General features: G+C 60.9%; 20 protein-coding genes. 3 read left to right on the forward strand and 17 right to left on the reverse strand.

From position 1 onward, the window contains the following. Window positions 1–163: 163 nt before the first annotated feature. The 5 genes from AB4P96_RS01480 to AB4P96_RS01500 are packed head-to-tail and all read right to left on the reverse strand — an operon-like array spanning window position 164 to window position 4087. Window positions 164–799: an SCO family protein gene (locus AB4P96_RS01480; RefSeq protein WP_017137893.1), complete on the reverse strand. Its 636-nt coding sequence runs from the start codon at window positions 797–799 to the stop codon at window positions 164–166. Next, window positions 796–1695: a heme o synthase gene (cyoE, locus tag AB4P96_RS01485; protein ID WP_017137894.1), complete on the reverse strand. Its 900-nt coding sequence runs from the start codon at window positions 1693–1695 to the stop codon at window positions 796–798. Before cyoE ends, AB4P96_RS01480 begins: the two co-directional genes overlap by 4 nt. Continuing rightward, entirely contained in the window at window positions 1683–2762 is a 1080-nt protein-coding gene (locus AB4P96_RS01490) for a heme A synthase (protein WP_169987960.1), read from the reverse strand. Before AB4P96_RS01490 ends, cyoE begins: the two co-directional genes overlap by 13 nt. A gap of 10 nt (window positions 2763–2772) precedes the next feature. Then, entirely contained in the window at window positions 2773–3357 is a 585-nt protein-coding gene (locus AB4P96_RS01495) for a hypothetical protein (protein ID WP_017137896.1), read from the reverse strand. Next, entirely contained in the window at window positions 3323–4087 is a 765-nt protein-coding gene (locus tag AB4P96_RS01500; protein WP_017137897.1) for an SURF1 family protein, read from the reverse strand. The genes AB4P96_RS01495 and AB4P96_RS01500 overlap by 35 nt, the downstream gene beginning before the upstream one ends. Window positions 4088–4130: 43 nt before the next feature. Between AB4P96_RS01500 and AB4P96_RS01505 the strand changes: the two genes are divergently transcribed. Beyond that, entirely contained in the window at window positions 4131–4334 is a 204-nt protein-coding gene (locus AB4P96_RS01505) for a twin transmembrane helix small protein (RefSeq protein ID WP_016969525.1), read from the forward strand. A 6-nt stretch (window positions 4335–4340) separates the two neighbouring features. On the opposite strand, the gene AB4P96_RS01510 is transcribed toward AB4P96_RS01505, so the two are convergent. The 4 genes from AB4P96_RS01510 to coxB form a co-directional block, all read right to left on the reverse strand. Then, window positions 4341–5228, reverse strand: coding sequence for a cytochrome c oxidase subunit 3 (locus AB4P96_RS01510; RefSeq protein WP_017137899.1), 888 nt, complete (start codon window positions 5226–5228; stop codon window positions 4341–4343). A gap of 35 nt (window positions 5229–5263) precedes the next feature. Beyond that, window positions 5264–5815: a cytochrome c oxidase assembly protein gene (locus AB4P96_RS01515; protein ID WP_170040734.1), complete on the reverse strand. Its 552-nt coding sequence runs from the start codon at window positions 5813–5815 to the stop codon at window positions 5264–5266. 144 nt (window positions 5816–5959) lie between these two features. Continuing rightward, entirely contained in the window at window positions 5960–7543 is a 1584-nt protein-coding gene (gene ctaD, locus AB4P96_RS01520; RefSeq protein WP_395600444.1) for a cytochrome c oxidase subunit I, read from the reverse strand. Between the two features lie 58 nt (window positions 7544–7601). Then, window positions 7602–8729, reverse strand: a complete 1128-nt coding sequence (coxB, locus tag AB4P96_RS01525) for a cytochrome c oxidase subunit II (RefSeq protein ID WP_017137902.1) — start codon at window positions 8727–8729, stop codon at window positions 7602–7604. A 369-nt stretch (window positions 8730–9098) separates the two neighbouring features. Between coxB and AB4P96_RS01530 the strand changes: the two genes are divergently transcribed. Further along, window positions 9099–9746 carry a hypothetical protein gene (locus AB4P96_RS01530; RefSeq protein ID WP_017137903.1) on the forward strand — a complete coding sequence of 216 codons (648 nt, stop codon included), beginning with the start codon at window positions 9099–9101 and terminating at the stop codon, window positions 9744–9746. A gap of 129 nt (window positions 9747–9875) precedes the next feature. Here the strand turns inward: AB4P96_RS01530 and AB4P96_RS01535 are convergent, their stop codons facing one another. The 6 genes from AB4P96_RS01535 to AB4P96_RS01560 form a co-directional block, all read right to left on the reverse strand. Then, entirely contained in the window at window positions 9876–11417 is a 1542-nt protein-coding gene (locus tag AB4P96_RS01535) for a SulP family inorganic anion transporter (protein WP_099550168.1), read from the reverse strand. 85 nt (window positions 11418–11502) lie between these two features. Then, a complete protein-coding gene (locus AB4P96_RS01540; protein ID WP_017137905.1) occupies window positions 11503–12234 on the reverse strand; it encodes a carbonic anhydrase in 732 nt (243 codons plus the stop codon). A 227-nt stretch (window positions 12235–12461) separates the two neighbouring features. Continuing rightward, window positions 12462–13520 (reverse strand): PA0069 family radical SAM protein, encoded by a 1059-nt coding sequence (locus AB4P96_RS01545; RefSeq protein ID WP_099550169.1) that lies wholly within the window; start codon window positions 13518–13520, stop codon window positions 12462–12464. A gap of 81 nt (window positions 13521–13601) precedes the next feature. Beyond that, entirely contained in the window at window positions 13602–14900 is a 1299-nt protein-coding gene (locus AB4P96_RS01550) for a cytochrome c (RefSeq protein WP_026013769.1), read from the reverse strand. Between the two features lie 12 nt (window positions 14901–14912). Beyond that, the gene (locus tag AB4P96_RS01555) at window positions 14913–16697 is read right to left on the reverse strand and encodes a GMC family oxidoreductase (RefSeq protein ID WP_017137909.1); all 1785 of its coding nucleotides are present in this window, start codon (window positions 16695–16697) and stop codon (window positions 14913–14915) included. 2 nt (window positions 16698–16699) lie between these two features. Beyond that, complete coding sequence (locus AB4P96_RS01560) at window positions 16700–17452, reverse strand: gluconate 2-dehydrogenase subunit 3 family protein (protein ID WP_017137910.1); 753 nt, start codon at window positions 17450–17452, stop codon at window positions 16700–16702. Between the two features lie 274 nt (window positions 17453–17726). Here AB4P96_RS01560 and AB4P96_RS01565 point away from each other — a divergent pair, with 274 nt between their 5' ends. After that, window positions 17727–18383, forward strand: coding sequence for a dual specificity protein phosphatase family protein (locus tag AB4P96_RS01565; RefSeq protein ID WP_395600445.1), 657 nt, complete (start codon window positions 17727–17729; stop codon window positions 18381–18383). Between the two features lie 146 nt (window positions 18384–18529). On the opposite strand, the gene AB4P96_RS01570 is transcribed toward AB4P96_RS01565, so the two are convergent. Together AB4P96_RS01570 and prlC are read right to left on the reverse strand one after the other, a co-directional pair. After that, window positions 18530–18805, reverse strand: a complete 276-nt coding sequence (locus AB4P96_RS01570; RefSeq protein ID WP_017137912.1) for a YheV family putative zinc ribbon protein — start codon at window positions 18803–18805, stop codon at window positions 18530–18532. Further along, window positions 18802–20853, reverse strand: coding sequence for an oligopeptidase A (prlC, locus tag AB4P96_RS01575; RefSeq protein WP_017137913.1), 2052 nt, complete (start codon window positions 20851–20853; stop codon window positions 18802–18804). The genes AB4P96_RS01570 and prlC overlap by 4 nt, the downstream gene beginning before the upstream one ends. Between the last annotated feature and the right edge of the window lie 52 nt (window positions 20854–20905).

A 20905-nucleotide genomic window follows, 5' to 3' on the forward strand; every position in this document is an offset into this window, starting at 1 on the left:
TCTCCGACGACACCCTGTTCAAACCTTGCACAAAACCACTGTGGGAGCTGGCTTGCCTGCGATGGCGGTGGGTCAGCAACTGAGATGCAAGCAGGCCCACCGCTATCGCAGGCAAGCCAGCTCCCACAGGTTATTTGTGTTGTTGGTTAGCTTGGTGATTGGCCTACTTGCGCTGTAGCAAACCTGGCAACTGCGCCACCAGCTTTTGATTATTCAACGGCGCACGAATAAACCCACGCTGCGTGCCGTCCGGGCCGATCAGCGCCAGGTTGCCGCTGTGGTCCACGGTGTAGTTGGGCTTGCTGGTATCGGCCGGAATAAACGGAATGCTCACCGCATTCGAGACCTTCTGCACATCCGCTACATTCGCGCCGGTCAGGCCTTCGAATTGCGGGTCGAAGTAGCCCAGGTACTGCTTGAGCTGGGTCGGCGTGTCGCGGTTCGGGTCAACGCTGACCAGGATCACCTGCAACTTATCCACCGCCTCTTTAGGCAGCTCGCTCTTGATCTGGCGCAGTTGCGCGAGGGTGGTCGGGCAGATGTCGGGGCAGAAGGTGTAACCGAAGAACAGCAGGCTCCATTTGCCTTTCAGCTCGTTGACCACCACCGGCTGGCCGTCCTGATTGGTCATGGTCACCGGCGGCAGCTGGCGGCTTTGCGGCAGCAGGATAATGCCGGCGTCGATCAGCGCGGTAGGGTCGCCCTGGCCTTTGCCGCTGAGCACTTTGTTAACGGTCAGGCCCATGATCAACGCGACGATGGCCACCAGGATGAAGACGGTTTTTTGAGTTCGAGTCATAGGTTCAACAATAGGTAGTGGTCGACGAGCAGCGCGATAAACAGCAGCAGCAAGTACCAGATAGAGTACTTGAAGGTGTTGATCGCCGCGTGCGGCTTGCTGCCACGGTACAGCACCCAGGCCCATTGCAGAAAGCGCCCGCCCAATACCAGCGCACACGCCAGGTACAGCAGGCCGCTCATATGGATCACATAGGGCATGAAGCTCACCGCCAGCAGGGCGAAGGTGTAGAGCAGGATATGCACCTTGGTGTAGTGCTCGCCGTGGGTGACCGGCAGCATCGGGATATCGGCCTTGGCGTATTCCTCTTTGCGGTGAATGGCCAGGGCCCAGAAGTGCGGCGGGGTCCAGGCGAAGATGATCAGCACCAGCAGCAGCGGCTCGGCGCTGACATGCCCGGTAACCGCGACCCAGCCGAGCAGCGGCGGCGCCGCACCGGCCAGGCCGCCGATCACGATATTTTGTGGCGTGGCACGCTTGAGAAAACCGGTGTAGATCACCGCGTAACCCAGCAATGAGGCCAACGTGAGCCAGGCCGCCAAAGGGTTGGTGAACGCCAGCAACAAGGCCAAACCTGCAACAGCCAGAAACAATGCAAACGCCAATGCCGCCACGGGCGACACGCGCCCTTCTGCCAACGGCCGTTTATGCGTGCGCGCCATCACCGCATCGATGCGCCGATCCACCACATGGTTGACCGCCGCCGCACCTCCGGCGCACAGGGCAATGCCCAAATTGCCGAACACCAGCACCGTCCACGGCACCCCGGCGCGGGTCGCGAGGAACATGCCCACCAAGGAGGTGATGAGCATCAGCACCACCACTTTCGGCTTGGTCAGCTCCAGGTAATCCCGCCAGATCGCCCGATCGTGACGCGCGCCGATCAAGGTCGCCATGGCATCTCTCCTTTAAGGGTGATGAGGCCCGATACGTGTTTGCGCGGGATAAAACGCCAGCCAAACGGCAACTGATTGCGCACCCGGACCAGGCTGGTACGGGCGTGGTAGTTGACCAGCACCAGCGTCAGCAATAACCCCGCCCCACCGGCGTTGTGCCCGACCGCCACCGGCAGCGGCAAGCCGAACGCCACATTGCTCACGCCCAGGCAGATTTGCGCCGCGAGGGCGATCAGCAGCAGGCCCGACAGCCGCGTCATGCCCACGGCGCGCAATTGCCAGGCCAGCCCCAGCAGCACCAGCGTCACCAGCACCGCGCCGATGCGATGGGTCAGGTGGATGGCCGTGCGCGCCTCACTGTCGAGCTGGCCGCCGAGGTAATTGGGGCCGATATGCTGGGTGAGGTGAAACCCGTTGGCAAAGTCCGCCGCCGGCCACCACTCGCCATGACACGTCGGCAGGTCGACACAGGCCACCGCCGCGTAGTTTGAACTGACCCAACCGCCCAGCGCGATCTGCCCGATCACCAGCACCAGGCCCGCCGTGGCCCAATATTGCAGGCGCTTGGGCACGATCAAAGCGGGCAACACGCCGGACAGTCGCAAGGTGAGCAGAAACAGCAGGCTCAAGGTTGCAAAGCCGCCAAGCAAATGCCCCGTGACCACTTGCGGCCACAACTTCAGCGTCACCGTCCACATACCGAACGCCGCCTGGGCAAACAACACCGCCAACACAAACAGCGGCAGTTTCACTGGCTGCCCCGGATCACGCCGATGGCTCCACGAGCGCGCCGCCAGCAGCACGATCAGCAAGCCCAAGGTGCCGGCGAAGTAGCGATGGGTCATCTCGGCCCAGCCCTTGTCGGCTTCTACCGGCGTATCGGGAAAATGCAGCTCGGCATGCGCCAGCTGGGCTTCGCTTTGCGGCACGCTGATAAACCCGTAGCAGCCCGGCCAGTCCGGGCAGCCGAGGCCAGCGTGGGTCAGGCGCGTGTAGGCGCCGAGCAGCACGACCAGCAGCGCCAGCAAGGTGGCAAACAACGCGAGGCGAAATCCAGGTTTGGCCATGACGATGCCCTTATCCGATGTTCGACAGTTTCAGCAGCAAGCGCAGGTCGTTGAGCAAGTCCTTGCCCTTGACCTTGGCGTCGTAGCGCAGCACCAGGTTGCCGTGCGGGTCGACGATCCACAGTTGCGCCTCACCCGGCGCAGCCGCGTTTTTACTGAAGGTGGTCAGGTCCAGCGGGTAGCGCTGCAGTTGTGGGTATTCGGCCTTGAGCTTGGCGTCGTAATCCGTGCTCACCGGCTGCGCGCTGGCCAGGGCATGGCTGGCGCGGGAGGCATCGCGGCCCAGGCTGATTTGAAGCTGGCGCGCCAGGTACACCAGTTGCTGGCACTCAGCGGCGCAGGCGGTGGGCGCGGTAACCAACAGTTGCCAGCGATCTTCATCGGCCTGCACGCCGATGTCGGCGCGGGTCTGGCCGTTGCCGATCATCTCGCCGTGGTAACTGCGGCTGTCGGGCACCCAGAACTGCAACTTGTACATAAAGGTGGCCAGCGCCATTGGGCCGATCACCATCATCAGGATCAGAATCAGCTGCCAGCGGCCTTTGCGCCGGTCGGGCGCCTCAGACGTGCTGGGTGGATTCATGGCCGCTCCCATGGGGTTTCTCCTTTTTGTTATGCCATCCGAGGTAGAGGTAAAGCGCCAGCAACGCCAGTGCCATGGCGAACCACTGCACGGCGTAGCCCAAGTGTTTTTCCGGGCCCATGGCGACCACCGGCCAGGTCGTGTCGTAGGTGCCGGGGCCAGGTTCGGCGCGTAGCTCATAGGCGAAACCGCTGCGGCCCAACTCCGCCCAGAGCGCGGCGGGATGCAACGCAGTCAGCAAGCGCGGCCATTGCGTGGTGGCGGGGTCGGCGTGCAGTTGGAAGGTTTCGCCGGGCGCGATGTACACCCAGGCATCCAGATTCAGAGGTTGTTCAGGCGTGGTGAACACGGGCGGCGTGCGCCGGTCCGGCCACGGCAGCCAGCCGCGATTGAGTAGCAGCCATTCGCCGCTGGCCTGGTCGTGAAAGGGCTGCAAGAGTTCAACACCGGCCTTGCCGTCGCGCATGCGGTTGTCGAGCAGCACGCTGTGCTCAGCATCGAACTGGCCGCGCAGGCGCACCCGGCGAAAGGCCGGGTCAGCCATGCCCTCGAGCTGCACACTGCTGACCGGCTCAGCCACACGCCGTTCGGCATAGCTGTCCACCAACAGCTGTTTTTCATGCCCGCGAGCCAGTTGCCAGAACCCCAGGCCCACCATCAGCGGCAGCAGCACAAGCACCACCAGCGTGGGAGCGAGCCCTGGGCGAAAGTCTTTTATGGCGCTGGCTATACTTGTTTTCATTGCCCGCCTTTTCATTGCCCGCCCATCCGAATGGAACCTGACCATGCTCAAAGCAGCCATTGCCCTGATGCTGATCGCGACTGTCGTGAGCCTGTTCAGTGGCTTGTTCTTTCTGGTCAAGGACGAGGGCAACTCCAACCGCCTCGTCACTGCCTTGACCGTGCGTGTTGTACTGGCCGCGATCACCGTAGGCTTGATCGCCTGGGGCTTTTTCAGCGGCCAGTTGGTCTCTCATGCACCGTGGTAAAACGCCTCACAGCACATAAACGAAGAAAAACAGGCCGATCCACACCACATCCACAAAGTGCCAATACCAACTGGCCGCCTCAAAACCGAACTGGTGCTCGGCATTGAAGTGCCCCTTGAGGATGCGCATCAGCATCACGAACAGAATGATGGTGCCGATGGTCACGTGGGCGCCGTGAAAGCCGGTGAGCATGAAGAAGGTCGCGCCGTACACGCCCGAGCCAAGGGTCAGGCCCAGCTCTTTGTAAGCGTGCATGTACTCCTCGGCCTGAAAGCCCAAAAAAGCCCAACCCAGCAGCACCGTGAGCGCCAGCCAGATTTTCAGCGCGCCGCGATGGCCCTTGCGCAACGCGTGGTGGGCAATGGTGATGGTCACGCTGGAGCTGACCAGCAAGATCGTATTCACCAGCGGCAAGCCCCACGGGCTGATGGTGCCTTCGGGCGGCGGGTACATTTTCGGGTCAGGGTTGTTGAGCAACGGCCAGGCAAATTCGAAGTTCGGCCACAGCATGTGTGCGACGCCCTTGGAGCCTTCACCTGCCAGCCACGGCGCGGACATATGCCGCACATAAAACAGTGCGCCGAAGAACGCGATAAAGAACATCACCTCGGAAAAGATGAACCAGGTCATGCCCCAGCGGAACGAGCGGTCCATCTGCGGGCTGTACAAACCGGCGCGGCTTTCCTTGATCACCGCGCCGAACCAGCCGAACAGCATGTAGGCCAGCAACAGCCCGCCGACGAAAAAGATCCACGGGCCGTGGGATTCCGGGCGCGCCGCCTTGAGGTCGTTGAACCACACGGCCAGGCCGTACACCGTGATCAACATGCCAAACGTAGCAATTATTGGCCATTTGCTTTGCGCTGGTACGTAGTACGTATCATGAGACGACATGTATTCGCTCTCCTGATTGAGGGGGCAAACAGTAGCTAGCCGCCGGTATGGACGGCCACCGGCGGTTGACGCGCAGTGATGTCAAACAGCGTGTATGCCAGAGTCAAATGCTTCACATCCTTGGGCATGGCGCGATCGACGATAAAGCGCACGGGCATTTCTATGCGCTGACCTGGCTGCAGCACTTGCTGGGTGAAGCAAAAACATTCGGTCTTGTGGAAATACATCGCCGCTTCGGCCGGGGAAATACTCGGCACGGCCTGGGCGGTCATGGGTTTATCTGTGGGGTTGAAGGCCACGAACAGCATCTCGGTGACAGCGCCAGGGTTGACCACGACCTCATCGGCCTTGGAGTGGAATTCCCAGACCATGTCGATGGCATTGGTGGACATGAATTGCACGCGCACTTGGCGCGTGGGGTCCACCACCTGCTCGCCTTCGTACTGCCCGGCGGTCTTGCCGTTGATGCCGAATGCCTTGCACATCACGTCGTAGATCGGCACCAAGGCAAAGCCGAAGGCGAACATGGCCACTACCAGGATCAGCAGGCGAGTGACCAGGCGCTTGATGGGGACGGATTCAAGCATGGCGCTCACCCGCTTCTGGTTTTTCTGTGGGAGCTGGCTTGCCTGCGATGAGGCCCTGGCAGGCAATACATTCTGTGCCTGACACACCGCTATCGCAGGCAAGCCAGCTCCCACAGGAGACCGAGTCGACCTGCATCAAGGCGTTCACTTGACCTCCGGCGGCGTCGTAAACGTGTGATACGGCGCAGGCGAGGGGATGCTCCATTCCAGGCCTTCGGCGCCATCCCACGGCTTGGCCGGCGCCGGCGGGCCGCCACGGATGCACTTGATCACGATAAACAGGAAGAAGATCTGCGTGGCGCCAAACATGAACGCGCCAATCGAGGAGACCATGTTGAAGTCGGCGAACTGCAGGTTGTAGTCCGGCACCCGGCGCGGCATGCCCGCCAGGCCGACAAAGTGCATCGGGAAGAACGCCATGTTCATGCCCACAAAGGACAGCCAGAAGTGCAGCTTGCCCAGGGTTTCGTCGTACATGTGGCCGGTCCATTTCGGCAGCCAGTAGTAGGCCGAGGCGAAGATGCCGAAGATCGCCCCGGGCACCAATACGTAATGGAAGTGCGCCACCACAAAGTAGGTGTCGTGGTACTGGAAGTCCGCCGGGGCAATTGCCAGCATCAGCCCGGAGAAACCGCCAATGGTGAACAGAATCACAAAAGCCACGGCAAACAACATCGGTGTCTCGAAAGTCAGCGAGCCTTGCCACATGGTGCTCACCCAGTTGAACACCTTCACGCCCGTGGGCACCGCGATCAGCAGCGTGGCGTACATGAAGAACAGCTCGCCCACCAGCGGAATACCCACCACGAACATGTGGTGCGCCCACACGATAAACGACAGAAACGCGATGCTCGCCGTGGCGTAGACCATCGAGGTGTAGCCGAACAGCGGCTTGCGCGAGAAGGTCGGGATGATCGCGCTGACGGCGCCAAACGCCGGCAGGATCATGATGTACACCTCGGGGTGGCCGAAGAACCAGAACACATGCTGGAACAGCACCGGGTCACCGCCACCGGCCGCACTGAAAAAGCTGGTGCCGAAGTGGATGTCCATCAACATCATGGTCACGCAACCGGCCAGCACCGGCATCACCGCGATCAGCAGGAAGGCGGTAATCAGCCAGGTCCATACGAACAGCGGCATTTTCATCAAGGTCATGCCAGGCGCGCGCAGGTTGAGAATGGTGGCGACCACGTTGATCGCGCCCATGATCGAGCTGATGCCCATCAGGTGAATGGCAAAGATGAAGAACGTCACGCTTTCCGGCGCGTAGGTGGTGGAGAGTGGGGCGTAGAAGGTCCAGCCGAAATTCGGCCCGCCGCCCGGCGTGAACAGCGTCGAGACCAGCAGCAGGAACGCTGCCGGCAGCAGCCAGAAACTGAAGTTGTTCATGCGCGGCAAGGCCATGTCCGGCGCGCCGATCATCAGCGGGATCATCCAGTTGGCCAGGCCGACAAACGCCGGCATCACCGCGCCAAACACCATGATCAGGCCGTGCATGGTGGTCATCTGGTTGAAGAACGCCGGCTGCACGATTTGCAGGCCTGGCTGGAACAACTCGGCGCGGATCACCATGGCGAACGAACCGCCGAGCAGAAACATGGTGAAGGCGAACCACAGGTACATGGTGCCGATGTCTTTGTGGTTGGTGGTCAGCACCCAGCGCATCAAGCCTTTGGCGGGGCCGTGGGCATGGTCGGCATGACCATGGTCGATCACAGTGCTCATGGCCGTTCTCCTGCAAAGGAATGGGCTGTGCGGTTCAGGGCATACGCAGTTGAGGCCGTCATTTGCTTTCCGCCTGTTTCAGAGCCAGCACGTCTTTGGGCGTGACCATGTCGCCTTTGTTGTTGCCCCAGGCGTTGCGCTCGTAGGTGACCACGGCGGCGATATCGACTTCCGACAGCTGTTTGCCGAACGCCGCCATGGCGGTGCCGGGTTTGCCGAAGTACACGCGGTGCAGGTGGTCTTCTTTGGCGCCGGTGGCAATTGGCGAGCCTTTGAGCGCCGGGAACATCGGCGGCAAGCCCTGGCCTTCGGCCTGGTGACAGGCCACGCAGGTGGTGTGGTAAACCTTGTCGCCACGGGCCACCAGCTCGTCCAGCGTCCACTCTTTGGACGTCAGCTCCTTGAGCTTGGCGGCCTCTGCCTTGCGCTCGCCCAGCCAGGTGTCGTAGTCGGCCTTGGATTTGACCTCGACCACAATCGGCATGAAGCCGTGATCCTTACCGCACAGCTCGGCGCACTGGCCACGGTAGATGCCGGGCTTCTCGACCCGGGTCCAGGCCTCGTTGACGAAGCCGGGGATCGCATCGCGCTTGACCGCAAAGGCCGGCACCCACCAGGAGTGGATCACGTCGGCGGCCGTCACCAAAAAGCGCACCTTGGCGCCCACCGGCAGCACCAGCGGCTGGTCGACTTCGAGCAAGTAGTGCTCGCCCTTGGTGGCCTGGTTATGGATCTGCTCGGCGGGCGTGGCCAGGTTGCTGAAGAACTCCACGTCCTGGCCCAGGTACTTGTAGTGCCACTTCCACTGATAGCCGGTGACCTGGATATCGATATCCGACTCACTGCTGTCGTAGATATTGATCAGGGTTTTGGTCGCCGGAATGGCCATGGCCACCAGGATCAGCAAGGGCACTACGGTCCAGAGAATTTCCACGGTGGTGCTCTCGTGGAACTTGGCCGCCACCTGGCCCGTAGACCGGCGGTGCAGGATCATCGACCAGAACATCGCGCCAAACACGACGATGCCGATCACCACACAGATCCAGAAAATGGTCATGTGCAGGTCAAACACGGCGTGACTGACTTCAGTAGCCCCTGGCGCCATATTCGTTGTCCAGGCGGCGTGCGCCTGGCCGAATACTGACCACAACAGTAGGCCCATCCAAACGTGTGGATGTCGCGTCATTGCGGGTTCCCCTTTATGTTTCTTGTTATCCCGCCGGTTTGCACCTGCGGCGAAGGGAGCGGCTTCCATACTGCTTACAACCGCCAAGCCTTGCCTGCGTCATGCAGTTGGGCGTCATCAGCTAATTGCGTACAAATCCGAGTATAGACAGCCGGGGCGACCCCGCAATGTGTAGGGGCAAATGAGCAAAAACAGACGGGCGGACCCAATAAAACCGGGCGCGCAAACGTTTATCCGACGAACGATGGCATTTCGATATAACGCACACGCATAACCATGAAATAATTATGACAAATGCGTCTTAGGCGCTCGTATAAACGAGCTACCTTATCCTCTCCCTTTTCCTACGCCTGTTTCACTGGAGCCTTCATGAACACCGCCGCATTGCGCGAGCAGATTTTCCGTGCCCATCAACACGAAGCCACTACGGGCCAGCTTGCCCAGCAACTGGAAAAACAATTGCCGCACCTGCATTCGGCCATCTCCCTGGCTGACGGTGATCGCAACATTGTCATGACCCGCTTTGTCACCGCCTACATCGAACTGGTTCCGGACTTGCTCGAAGCCGCCAACGATGTGGCCCGCGAAGCCGGTATCGAAAGCCAGATCAAACCGGTGTTGAAAATCGCCGAGCATTTCTTCCTGCAGCCGCCTGCGATCCTGGCCGGCCATGAAGGCCTGGACGGCTTGCTGGATGAGGCCTACCTGGCTCACCGCTTGGTTGAAGAGGTCAACGACCTGTATATCAAGCATTTCGGCCAGCCATTGATTCCGGCGGATACCACTGTGGCTAACTTGATTGCCCATCAACTGATTGGTGAAACATTTGCCAATCAGTTGGATGAAGCCGTGCACTTGGCGGTAGATGAAATGCTCAACGAGGAGAGCTTTGCGCTGGAGTCGGTCGAGGCGTATCGCGAACAGCTGAAAAGCCCGCAAACGGAAGCGGCGTGGAAGCGCTGGCCGTGCCTGTCGCGGCAGCTGGGCGTTGAGTTATCGCTGGATCAGCCAGCCTGATTTTCCGAGTGAACATAGAACCACTGTGGGAGCCGGGCTTGCCCGCGATGGCGGAGTGTCAGTCAGCACATTAGCTGGCTGACCCACCGCCATCGCGGGCAAGCCCGGCTCCCACAATTTTTGTGGTGTTCAGACGGGCGCCGAACCTATCCCCACCGTCGTCCGCACTCGGCCTTCGAGCCTACGCTTCAACCCCCGCGCCTCGATCACCAGCGTCGAGCCCTTGGCCGCATTGGCCCGGCCCCATTCTTCCAGCAACTCCAGACACGAATGGTCGATGTAGCTCAGGTTGCTCAGCGGCACATGCAAGGTGGTCCCCGCAGGCACCGTCGACAGCACCTGAGTCAGCGCAGGCACTTTCAGGAAGGTCGCGGCACCGGTCAATCGCAGCTCCATCTCACCGTCCTGGGGCAAATCGATCAGGCTGACTTTCAATCGCGAAGCTTTAAACGCGAGCTTCAGCAACGTGAGCCCAAAGCCCACCAATACGCCGGTCAGCAGGTCGGTGAAGATGATTGCCAGTGCCGTAGCGGCGTAGGTAAACATCGGCATCCGCCCATAACGGCCCAGCGCGCGAAAGGCTTTGACGTCCACCAGCTTGATCCCGGTGTACACCAGCACGCCCGCCAAACTCGCCACCGGAATGCTTTGCAGCACGCTCGACAGCAGCAACACAAAGCCCAGCAGCCACACACCATGGAACATCGCCGACAGCCGCGTGGTAGCGCCAGCCTGCACGTTGGCCGAGCTGCGCACGATTACGCCGGTCATCGGCAAGGCGCCAACCAAACCACAGAGCATGTTGCCCACGCCTTGAGCTGACAATTCCTTGTCGAAATCGGAGCGCTGGCCGCTGTGCATCCGATCGACCGCTGCCGCAGAAAGCAGGGTTTCGGCGCTGGCAATAAACGCCACGGCGAAGGCGGCGATCAGCAGTTGCGGATCAGCCAGGTTCAGCAGGTCGCTGGGGCGCAGCCAGTCGATGGCGTCGGCGAGGTTTTCCGGCACCTCCACGCGCTTGACCTGCAACGCCAGCACCAGGCTGGTCACCGTCGCCAGGCCCACACCCAACAACGCGCCCGGTACGAAGCGCAATGTTTGCGGCCGGAATTTATCCCAGCAGTACATCACCAGCATGGTCGACAGGCCCAGCAAACCAGCCTGCCAACCAAGACCGCCGCCCAGCGTCGGGATCGCGTCGGCCATGGCCGCCGGGAAGCCCGCCAGGTTATCCAACCCCGAAGGTTTAGGCGCGCCGTCGAGCATCACATGCACCTGCGACAGCACAATCAATACGCCGATACCCGCCAGCATGCCGTACACCACCGCCGGAGCCGTGACCCGGAACCAGCAGCCCAGGCGCAAACGCCCGGCCACCAGTTGCAGGAAACCCGCCAGCAACAGAATCGGCCCGAGCATCATCATCCCGTGCTGGCGCACCAACTCGAACACCAACACCGCCAGCCCCGCCGCCGGGCCACTGACCTGCAGTGGCGAACCCGCCAGCCAACCCACTACCAGGCCACCGATTATCCCGGTGATCAGCCCCTTGGCCGGCGGCATGCCGGACGCAATCGCAATGCCCATGCACAAGGGCAGGGCGACTAGAAACACAACCACCGAGGCCAGCAGCTCCCGTGGCAATACAGCTTTCAATTGAGCAGCACGCATGATGGCTCTCCCGAGGGATTCGCCGGGCGCGGCAAAGCCTGGCTGCATCCATGGCAGCCACCGCTTGACCCGGCAGGGAAGTGTTTTAGAAGCGCGCTCTAGGCGTCGCGCAAGGAATCGGCTCGGTGCCGTTCAGCGGTCTGAATGCCGCCTGGTCCGCATCGTAAGCGCGGATTTCGCTGGTCTCGATGTTGTAGATCCAACCATGGATGAACAAATGACCATTGGCCATGCGCGAGGCCACGGAAGGGTGGGTACGCAGATGCTGCAACTGGGCGATGACGTTTTCTTCGGTCAGCACCTTCATGCTCTCGCCTTCATTGGCGCAATCGCAGTTGTCTTCGACCATGGACTTGGCGACTTCGGCGTGACGCAACCACGCGCGTACCGTCGGCATTTTTTCCAGGCTGTCGGGGTTGAGTACCGCGCGCATGGCGCCGCAATCGGAGTGCCCGCACACGATGATGTGCTGTACGCCCAGGGCGAGTACCGCGTACTCGATGGCGGTGGAAACCCCGCCGTTCATCTGGCCGTAGGGCGGCACCACGTTGCCGACATTACGCGTCACGAACAAATCGCCGGGAGAGCTTTGGGTGATCAGCTCGGGGACGATGCGCGAATCGGCGCACGTAATAAACATCGCCCGTGGGCTCTGGGCCGTGGCGAGTTTCTTGAAAAGTTCTTCCTGCTGCGGGAAGACGTCGTGATGGAAATGCAAAAAGCCGTCAACGATGTGCTTTAACGCTGCATCGGCAGACTCCGCCACCTGAGTGGCTGAAGCCGACGCAGCCAACGGCTGTTTATCCTTGTCACTCATGATTCATCCTCTTTATTAATGCAGGGGAGTGTTCAGGTCAGTTCGACGTCTGGCTATCGGAAAAGTTGAAAAACTAAACAAACCAAGGCGTCGACTCACCAGTCACTCGCTGAACAAGGTAACCGGCGAAACTTAACTCAAACTGAATGAACCGCTCTAGAACGAGGGTTTCAGTGATATCAAAACGCGACTATTTCCACAGCAATGGCGCCTTCGTTCTCTTCAGTTTACAACAATGCCATCTGCCTGCCCGGCGGGCAAAACGCCGTGCAATCCAGATTAAACCCTTCCCGTCGATTCAGCCCCAGCCGCTTGATCGCTTTGTTGAAACGCTGCGCCAACAAATCAGCAAACGGCCCCTCGCCACGCATGCGCACACCGAAGCGGCTGTCGTACACCTCACCACCGCGCACCTGGCGCACCAGGCTCATCACATGGGCCGCGCGCTGCGGGTAATGCGCCGCCAGCCACTCCTCGAACAGTGGCGCCACTTCCAAGGGCAAGCGCAACATCATGTAGGCGGCGCTCTGCGCACCGGCAGCGTGGGCTTCGGTCAGCAGGCTTTCCAGCTCGCTGTCGTTGATCATCGGGATCATTGGCGAGCACAGCACGCCCACCGGGATACCCGCCTCGCGCATCACCCGAATCGCCCGTAACCGCGCCTTGGGCGCCGCCGTGCGCGGCTCCAGGATACGCTTGAGTTCGTCGTCCAGGCTGGTGAGGCTGATCATTACCGCCACCAGCCGCTGACGCGCCAACTCGGTGAGCAGGTCGAGGTCGCGCAAGATCAGCGAACCCTTGGTGATGATGGTTACCGGGTGCCGATAGCGCAGCAGCACTTCGAGGGTTTGCCGGGTGATTGTGTAGTCGCGTTCGATAGGCTGGTACGGGTCGGTATTGGAGCCCAGGTTGATCGGTGCGCAGACATAACCTGGCTTCGACAGCTGTTGCTCCAGCACGTCGGCGGCGTTGGTCTTGGCAATCAGTTTGGTTTCGAAATCCAGCCCTGGCGACATGTCCCAATAGGCATGGCTGGGCCGCGCATAGCAGTAGATGCAGCCATGTTCGCAGCCGCGATAGGGGTTGATGGAGCGGTCGAACGGCAAATCCGGCGAGTTGTTGCGGGTGATGATGCTCTTGGCCGTTTCGATACGCACTTCGGTGCCCTGGGTCGGCGGCACTTCCTGGAACCAGCCGTCGTCTTCGGCCACGCTGACGGTCGGCGCAAAGCGGTTGTGCAGGTTAGTGGCCGTGCCCCGGCCACGGGGCGGCAGCGCAGTAGTCATGAAAACGCCTCGATACTGTTTTTATATACAGTATCGAGGCGCGAGGTTTCTGACCAGTGCCGTTTGGCGGCCAGGGCAAGATCAGTGCTTTTGCGTTACCTGCCCCAAATCGTCACCCGATGTGGTACGCATATCGCTCTTGCGCAGGTCTGCCACGTCACTGGCTTTGACTGGCGCGCCTTTATTGCCCCAGCTGCCACGGACGAAACTGACCACATCCGCGACTTCCTGGTCCGACAGGCGCCACGCGAACGCCGGCATGGTGAAAGTCGACGGCGCCGTGTGGGTGGCTGGCAAGGTGCCGCCGTTCAACACGATGTTGATCAACGAGGTGGCGTCCGCCGTCTGCAACACCGGGTTACCCGCCAGCGCCGGGAACACCCGCGTGTAGCCATGGCCGTCGGTACGGTGGCACGCCGCGCAGTTGTCGATATACACCGACGCGCCCGGCTTGCTGTCGTCACCTTTCCACAGCGCCTCGGCCACCTGCTTGTCGTACTGATGCGGCTGGTCCTTCGGGTCCACCGCCGGCAGGCTCTTGAGGTATCGCGCAATCGCGGTGAGGTCGTCCTGGGACATGTACTGCATGCTGTGCACCACCACATCACTCATGCCGCCGAACACTGCGCTGCGGTCACTGCGGCCAGTCTTGAGGAATTGCACCAGTTGCTCCTCGCTCCAACTGCCAAGGCCGTCCTTGTGGTCGCCGCGCAGGCTTTTCGCGATCCAGCCTTCCAGCGGCGCACTGCCAGACAGGAACGCGTTGCCGTCAGTAGCGCTAAGGGCTTTTTCCTGCATGGTAAGGGCACGCGGGGTGTGGCAGGCGCCACAATGGCCGAGGCCTTCAACCAGATAGGCACCGCGAGCGACCACCGGGTCGGTGGCGGCTTGCGCCTGATGCGCCTCGACCGCCGGCGCGAACATCCAGCGCCACGCCGCCAACGGCCAACGCATGCTCAAGGGCCAGGGAATATCGCTGTCCTTGTTCTCCTGGGCGACGGGCTCCACGCCCTTCATGAAATACGCATACAACGCCTGCATGTCACTGTCGCTGACACGCGCGTAGGACGGATACGGCATCGCCGGGTAAAGCGTACTACCGTTCTTGGCGACGCCATGGCGCACGGCCTTGTCGAAGTCTTCGAAGCTGTAGTCGCCCAGGCCGGTTTTGTCCGGGGTGATGTTGGTGGAATAGATCACGCCGATCGGGGTTTCCATCGGCAGCCCACCGGCGAAGGGTTTGCCACCCTTCGCGGTGTGGCAGGCCACGCAGTCACCGGCACGGGCCAGGTATTCGCCCTGCTTGACCAAATCGGTTTCGGCAGCGCTCACCGAGCAGCTGCTGAACAGGGCAAAACTGGCGATAACAAGTGCTTTCATGGTCATCGCTCCTTATGCCTGAACCAGTGGGCCGGGGTTTTTCAGGTACTGCTCGCGGATCGCCCGCGCCGACCAATAGGCCAGCGCTGCCACCAGGCCGGTCGGGTTGTAGCCCAGGCCTTGTGGGAAAGCCGATGCACCCGGAACAAACACGTTGTGTACATCCCAGCTTTGCAGGTAACGGTTCAACGCACTGGTTTTCGGGTCGGTGCCCATGATCGCGCCGCCATTGAGGTGGGTGGTCTGGTAGGACGCGGTGTTGAATTGCTCACCGACTTTTTTGCCCAGCACAGCAATGGCCTTGGGGTTCATCGCCGCGGCGACCTTACCCATTTTCTCCATCATGAAGCGGTTCATCTTGATGTCGTTTTCCTGCCAGTCGAACGTCATCCGCAGCAGCGGCAGGCCGTAGGAGTCGCGGTAAACCGGGTCCAGATCCAGGTAGTTGCTCCGGTAGGATTGATGCGCACCATGGGAGTCCATCGACACTTGGTGGGTGTAGTAGTCGGCGGTGGCACGCTTCCAGGCGCTGCCCCACGCCGGCGTGCCCGGCGGGTTGGACGTACCGGCAATCGGCCGGCTGCCAGCCTGGTTGACCCACATCGGCGAGCCGCCCACAAAGCCGTGCGGGCCGTGGTCGAAGTTGTCCGCGTTGAAGTCATCGATGGCCACGCCATTGCCGCCCGCACCGATGAAGTTGTTGGTGTGGGTGTCCTTGTCGAAGAAGGCCTTGATGGTGCCCATGTTCTGGTAGGCAAAGTTGCGGCCCACCACGCCCTCATTGGTAATCGGGTCGTAGGGTTTGCCGATGCCCGAGAGCAACATGAGGCGCACGTTGTTGAACTGGAAGGAGGCGATGATCACCAGGTCCGCCGGCTGCTCACACTCGCGGCCCTGGGCGTCGATATAGGTCACGCCGGTGGCCTTGCTCTTGGTGCTGTCGAGGTTGACCTTGAGCACATGGGAATTGGCCCGCAGCTCAAAGTTCGGCACCTGACGCAACGCCGGCAAGATGTTCACGTTCGGCGAGGCTTTGGAATACATGTAGCACACGTAGCCACTGCAGAAACCGCAGAAGTTGCACGGCCCCATCTGCGCGCCGTAGGGGTTGGTGTACGGCCCCGACGTATTGGCCGATGGCAGGTTGTAGGGTTTGTAGCCGACGTCGGTAGCCGCTTTCTGAAACAACTGCGCAGACACGGTGTTTTTCTGCGATTCCAGCGGGAACGGGTTGGAGCGATCCGGCGCATACGGGTTGCCGCCACGACCTTCACCCACCAACTGGCCTTTTACGGTCCAGGCTTGGCCGGAGGTGCCGAAGACTTTTTCGGCGTAGTCGAAAAACGGCTCCAGCTCTTCATAGCTCACGCCGAAGTCCTGGATGGTCATGTCCTTGGGGATGAAGTTCTTGCCGTAGCGCTCTTCATAGTGGCTGCGCATGCGCAACTCGATAGGGTCGACGCGAAAATGCACGCCCGACCAGTGCAGGCCCGCACCACCCACGCCATTGCCCGGCAAGAACGCACCCAACTGACGGTTGGGCAGGGCAACGTCATTCACGCTATGGCGAATGGTCACCGTCTCCTTGGAGATGTCCTGAAAGAGTTTTTTACGCACGCTGTAGGTCAGTTCGTCGATGACCTGGGGATAGTTGCCGTCCGGGTAGGTGTCCTGCATCGGGCCGCGCTCCAGCGCTACCACGTTGAGGCCAGCTTCCGTCAGTTCCTTGGCCATGATCGCGCCGGTCCAGCCGAAACCCACGATCACCGCGTCCACTTTCTTCATGATGGTCGCCACGTTTATGCCCTCTCGCCGCGAATGGAAACAGCCGGGAAGGGGTATTGCTCGTTGCGTTCAACCCAGTCCATGAAATCGGCGCGGGCGCCGGGGAAGCCGATCATGGTCCAGCCGACCATGCCTTTGTTGCCACCGTGGATCGGGTCGCAGAAGAAGCCTTCCTTGGTGTTTTGCAGTAACAGGTTGAAAAACATCTTCGCCGGCACTGCCTCGAAATGCGCGGTCATCTCGCCGCCGCCCGCTTCCATACGCCGCAGCATGTCATCCTGGGTAGCGCTGTCTTGCGCAGCAAAAGCTTTACCGTTGAACGCCTTCGACCAGGCATCCGTGGCGGCAATGCCCAGGCGATAGATGTCTTTGGGCACCAATTTGCTCTGCCAGCCCATCTCTGGCGCCGCATCGGCGTTGAACGGGCCTTGCATGAACCACAGCGCGCCAGCGGCATACGGCGTGTTCATCTGGCGGTCGATGTATTCCGGCGCGCCGGCTTCCAGGGCGCCTGGGCCTTGGGCATCCGCGGGAATCAGGCGGGCGACGGCAGCGTTGATAAACGCCCACTCTTCGGCCGTGAAGTAACTCGGCTCGTAGGCTTTGTCGCTGGCGGGCGTTTTGGCGGGAGCGGCCTGCACCGGCTCCGGTGTGGCCATCAACATCGAGCCGCCAAGGCCAGTGCTGGCAACCGTGACCACCGGGATCAAGGTCAAGGATTTGCGTAAAAAGTCACGCCGCGGGTTGTCCTGATCTTGATCAGACATAGGTGCACCTCATCATGTGGTCACGGGTTTATCCGCCGCTTCTGGGAGCAGCGTGATGGTTTACCAGGGCATTGGATCCAAAGGGATATCACACACTGGCAATCAATAGTTACAAATGATAGCAGCCTAAGCATTAAGAGAAATCGATTCAGCGCGAAAAACAGCGGATCAGATGGGCGGATTCACGATTCTTTGACGGCCACCTCACATGGCATTGACCCCTCGCAGGCGAATATTTAGCCCATCAGCCCTATCCCATTCGGTCTCTACGCGCATGTTCACGATTCGATTGCTGCCCGCCCTTGGCCTGGCGTTCATGGCATTGTTCACCACGCTGCAGGCCCACGCCGACGAGGCTACGTCTATCCGCTCTGCCGAGTGGGCACAGCCAGTGGGCAACCAATTCAACCTGCACCAGATGACACCCACGCTGTATCGCAGTGCGTTGCCGGACAGCACTGCGCTGCCTGTGCTGCAAAATTTGAAGATCGGCACGGTGATCAACTTCCTGCCGGAATCTGATGCGCCCTGGCTGAAGACGTCTGATATCAAACAGGTGCAGTTGACGTATCGCACCAACCATGTCGACGATGCCGACGTGCTGGCGGCACTCCGGACCATTCAAGAAGCCGAAACCCATGGCTCGGTGCTGATGCACTGCAAGCACGGCTCCGATCGCACTGGCCTGATGGCGGCGATGTATCGGGTGGTGATTCAGGGTTGGAGCAAAGAGGATGCGCTGAACGAGATGACGCTGGGCGGCTTTGGTTCAAGTAACGGCTTTAAAGACGGCGTTCGCTACATGATGAAGGCAGATATCGACAAGTTGCGTACAGCATTGGCCAATGGCGACTGCAGCACCAGTGCCTTTGCACTGTGCTCGGTAAAAAGCTGGATCACCACGACAGACAAGGCCGAAGGGCAACTGTAGCGCGCCTTTCTGTGGGAGCTGGCTGTGGGAGCTGGCTTGCCTGCGATAGCTTCAACGCGGTGTGAATGACACACCACGGTGCCTGCATCGCGGGCAAGCCCGACTCCCACAAAAAGCCCGCCCCAAGCAGAAGCAGGCGTCGGGTATCAGTCCTTTTTCAGCTTGGGATTAGGGAAAAACTGCACCGCCTGCACCTTCGGGTCCGCGGGCGCTTTCAACGCCGACGTATTGACCCGCGTGCCCAATTCCTTGGGCACCGAATTGCCTTGTTCATTCAGCGTGTCCGAATAGCCGCAGGCCACACATTCGCGGTGCGGCACATCGTCTTCGGTCCACATTTTCAACTTGTCCAACTCTTCGCACGCCGGGCAGACCGCCCCGGCGATAAATTGCTTCTTGGTCACCACAGGCCCATCACTCATGCTGCTGCGTCCTCACTCAGGCCGCTGTGGCGCAAGAGTGCGTCAATCGACGGTGCACGTCCGCGGAAGTCGACGAACAGCACCATCGGCGCCTGGGAGCCACCGCGCGCCAGGATCGCCTCACGGAATGCCCGACCGGTTTCGGCATTGAGCACGCCGTCTTCTTCAAACTTGGAGAAGGCGTCGGCAGACAGCACTTCGGCCCACTTGTAGCTGTAGTAACCCGCCGCGTAACCGCCAGCGAAGATGTGCGCAAAGCTGTTGGGGAAGCGGTTGTAGGCAGGCGGACGCATCACCGAGACCTCATCGCGCACGCCTTCAAGCACCTGAGCCACCGTGCGGCCATCGCCGTGGGTGGCATGCAGTTCGAAGTCGAACAGCGAGAATTCCAACTGGCGCACCATCATCAGGCCAGACTGGAAGTTCTTCGCCGCGAGCATTTTTTCCAGCAGGTCCTGGGGCAGCGGCTCGCCGCTTTCATAGTGGCCGGAGATCAGTGCCAGGCCTTCCGGCTCCCAGCACCAGTTCTCCATGAACTGGCTCGGCAGCTCCACCGCATCCCAGGCCACACCGTTGATGCCGGACACGCCCGCGTGTTCAACGCGGGTCAGCAGGTGGTGCAGGCCGTGGCCGAATTCGTGGAACAGCGTAGTCACTTCATCGTGGGTCAGCAGGGCAGGCTTGCCGCTGTCGGCCGGGGTGAAGTTGCACACCAGGTTCGCCACCGGGCTTTGCAGCACACCGTCGACAGTACGGCGGCGATCGCGCGCACCGTCCATCCAGGCACCGCCACGCTTGTTGGCGCGGGCGTACAGGTCGAAGAAGAAGCGGCCGACGTGCTGGCCGTTTTCCTTGATTTCAAACAGGCGAACATCCGGGTGCCAGGTGTCGAAGCCTTTTTGCTCGGCGATCTCGATGCCGTACAGGCGCTGCACGATGGCGAACAGGCCGCTCAGCACTTTGTCGATCGGGAAGTAGGCGCGCAGGGCTTCCTGGGACACGCTGTAACGCTGCTCACGGAGTTTTTCGCCGTAGAAACCGCTGTCCCAGCTTTGCAGGTCGGCGCAACCTTGTTCGGCGGCGTACGCCTTGAGCTGTTGCAGGTCCTGCGCGGCAAAGGGTTTGCTGCGCTTGGCCAAGTCGCGCAGGAAGCTCAGCACCTGGTCGCTGGACTCGGCCATTTTGGTCGCCAGGCTCAGCTCGGAGAACGACGCGTAGCCCAACAGTTTGGCCAGTTCCTGACGCAGGTCGAGGATCTGCTCCATCACCGGGCCATTATCGTTCTTACCGGCATTCGGGCCTTGGTCTGACGCACGGGTGCAGTAGGCCGCATAGACTTCTTCACGCAGGGCGCGGTCCTGGGCGTAGGTCATTACCGCGTAGTAGCTTGGGAATTCGAGGGTGATCAGCCAGCCATCGAGGCCTTTAGCCTGGGCGGCGGCGGCCATTTGCGCCTTGGCCGAGTCGGTCAGGCCGGCGAGGGTGGCTTCGTCGGTGACGTGCTTGGTCCACGCCTGGGTGGCGTCCAGCAATTGGTTCGAAAACTTGCTGCCCAGCTCAGACAGTTTGCTCTGCACTTCGGCGTAACGTTTTTGCTGCTCTGGCGGTAAATCGATACCCGACAGGCGGAAGTCGCGCAGTGAATGTTCCAGAATGGTTTTTTGCGCCACATCGAAACCGGCGGCTTCCGGGCTGTTGGCCAGGGCTTCGAAGGCCTGGAACAGTTCGCGGTTCTGGCCCATCTCGGTGGAATAGGCGCTCAATGCCGGCAGGCACGCCTCGTAGGCTTCGCGCAGTTCGGCGCTGTTACACACGGCGTTGAGGTGGCTGACGGGGCTCCAGGCGGCGCCCAGGCGGTCATTCAGTTCGTCCATGGCCAGAACCAGACCGGCCCACGTAGGGTTTTTACCCTGGCTTTGCAGGATGCCTTCGATGGCAACGCGGTTATCGGCGAGGATCTGTTCAATGGCCGGCTGCACGTGCTCGGCACGGATCGCCGAGAACGGCGGCAGGTCGTAGGACTGCAAAAGTGGGTTGTTCGCGCTCACGGTGGGCACCTTGGCTGAAGAAACTGATAAGACAAAGATGGGGCCATCTTAA

Origin of the sequence: Pseudomonas sp. B19125 (assembly GCF_044218855.1) — a bacterium.
Taxonomy (GTDB): Bacteria; Pseudomonadota; Gammaproteobacteria; order Pseudomonadales; family Pseudomonadaceae; genus Aquipseudomonas; species Aquipseudomonas edaphica.

Bases quoted from the DNA above. Each gene is read 5' to 3' on its own strand.
- ctaD (WP_395600444.1), bottom strand. From the start codon at position 7,543: ATGAGCACTGTGATCGACCATGGTCATGCCGACCATGCCCACGGCCCC.
- AB4P96_RS01535 (WP_099550168.1), bottom strand. From the start codon at position 11,417: ATGCGTGCTGCTCAATTGAAAGCTGTATTGCCACGGGAGCTGCTGGCC.
- AB4P96_RS01560 (WP_017137910.1), bottom strand. From the start codon at position 17,452: ATGTCTGATCAAGATCAGGACAACCCGCGGCGTGACTTTTTACGCAAA.
- AB4P96_RS01490 (WP_169987960.1), bottom strand. From the start codon at position 2,762: ATGGCCAAACCTGGATTTCGCCTCGCGTTGTTTGCCACCTTGCTGGCG.
- AB4P96_RS01510 (WP_017137899.1), bottom strand. From the start codon at position 5,228: ATGTCGTCTCATGATACGTACTACGTACCAGCGCAAAGCAAATGGCCA.
- AB4P96_RS01500 (WP_017137897.1), bottom strand. From the start codon at position 4,087: ATGAAAACAAGTATAGCCAGCGCCATAAAAGACTTTCGCCCAGGGCTC.
- AB4P96_RS01540 (WP_017137905.1), bottom strand. From the start codon at position 12,234: ATGAGTGACAAGGATAAACAGCCGTTGGCTGCGTCGGCTTCAGCCACT.
- AB4P96_RS01515 (WP_170040734.1), bottom strand. From the start codon at position 5,815: ATGCTTGAATCCGTCCCCATCAAGCGCCTGGTCACTCGCCTGCTGATC.
- cyoE (WP_017137894.1), bottom strand. From the start codon at position 1,695: ATGGCGACCTTGATCGGCGCGCGTCACGATCGGGCGATCTGGCGGGAT.
- AB4P96_RS01570 (WP_017137912.1), bottom strand. From the start codon at position 18,805: ATGAGTGATGGGCCTGTGGTGACCAAGAAGCAATTTATCGCCGGGGCG.
- AB4P96_RS01565 (WP_395600445.1), top strand. From the start codon at position 17,727: ATGTTCACGATTCGATTGCTGCCCGCCCTTGGCCTGGCGTTCATGGCA.
- AB4P96_RS01550 (WP_026013769.1), bottom strand. From the start codon at position 14,900: ATGAAAGCACTTGTTATCGCCAGTTTTGCCCTGTTCAGCAGCTGCTCG.
- AB4P96_RS01480 (WP_017137893.1), bottom strand. From the start codon at position 799: ATGACTCGAACTCAAAAAACCGTCTTCATCCTGGTGGCCATCGTCGCG.
- AB4P96_RS01495 (WP_017137896.1), bottom strand. From the start codon at position 3,357: ATGGGAGCGGCCATGAATCCACCCAGCACGTCTGAGGCGCCCGACCGG.
- AB4P96_RS01505 (WP_016969525.1), top strand. From the start codon at position 4,131: ATGCTCAAAGCAGCCATTGCCCTGATGCTGATCGCGACTGTCGTGAGC.
- AB4P96_RS01545 (WP_099550169.1), bottom strand. From the start codon at position 13,520: ATGACTACTGCGCTGCCGCCCCGTGGCCGGGGCACGGCCACTAACCTG.
- AB4P96_RS01530 (WP_017137903.1), top strand. From the start codon at position 9,099: ATGAACACCGCCGCATTGCGCGAGCAGATTTTCCGTGCCCATCAACAC.
- coxB (WP_017137902.1), bottom strand. From the start codon at position 8,729: ATGACGCGACATCCACACGTTTGGATGGGCCTACTGTTGTGGTCAGTA.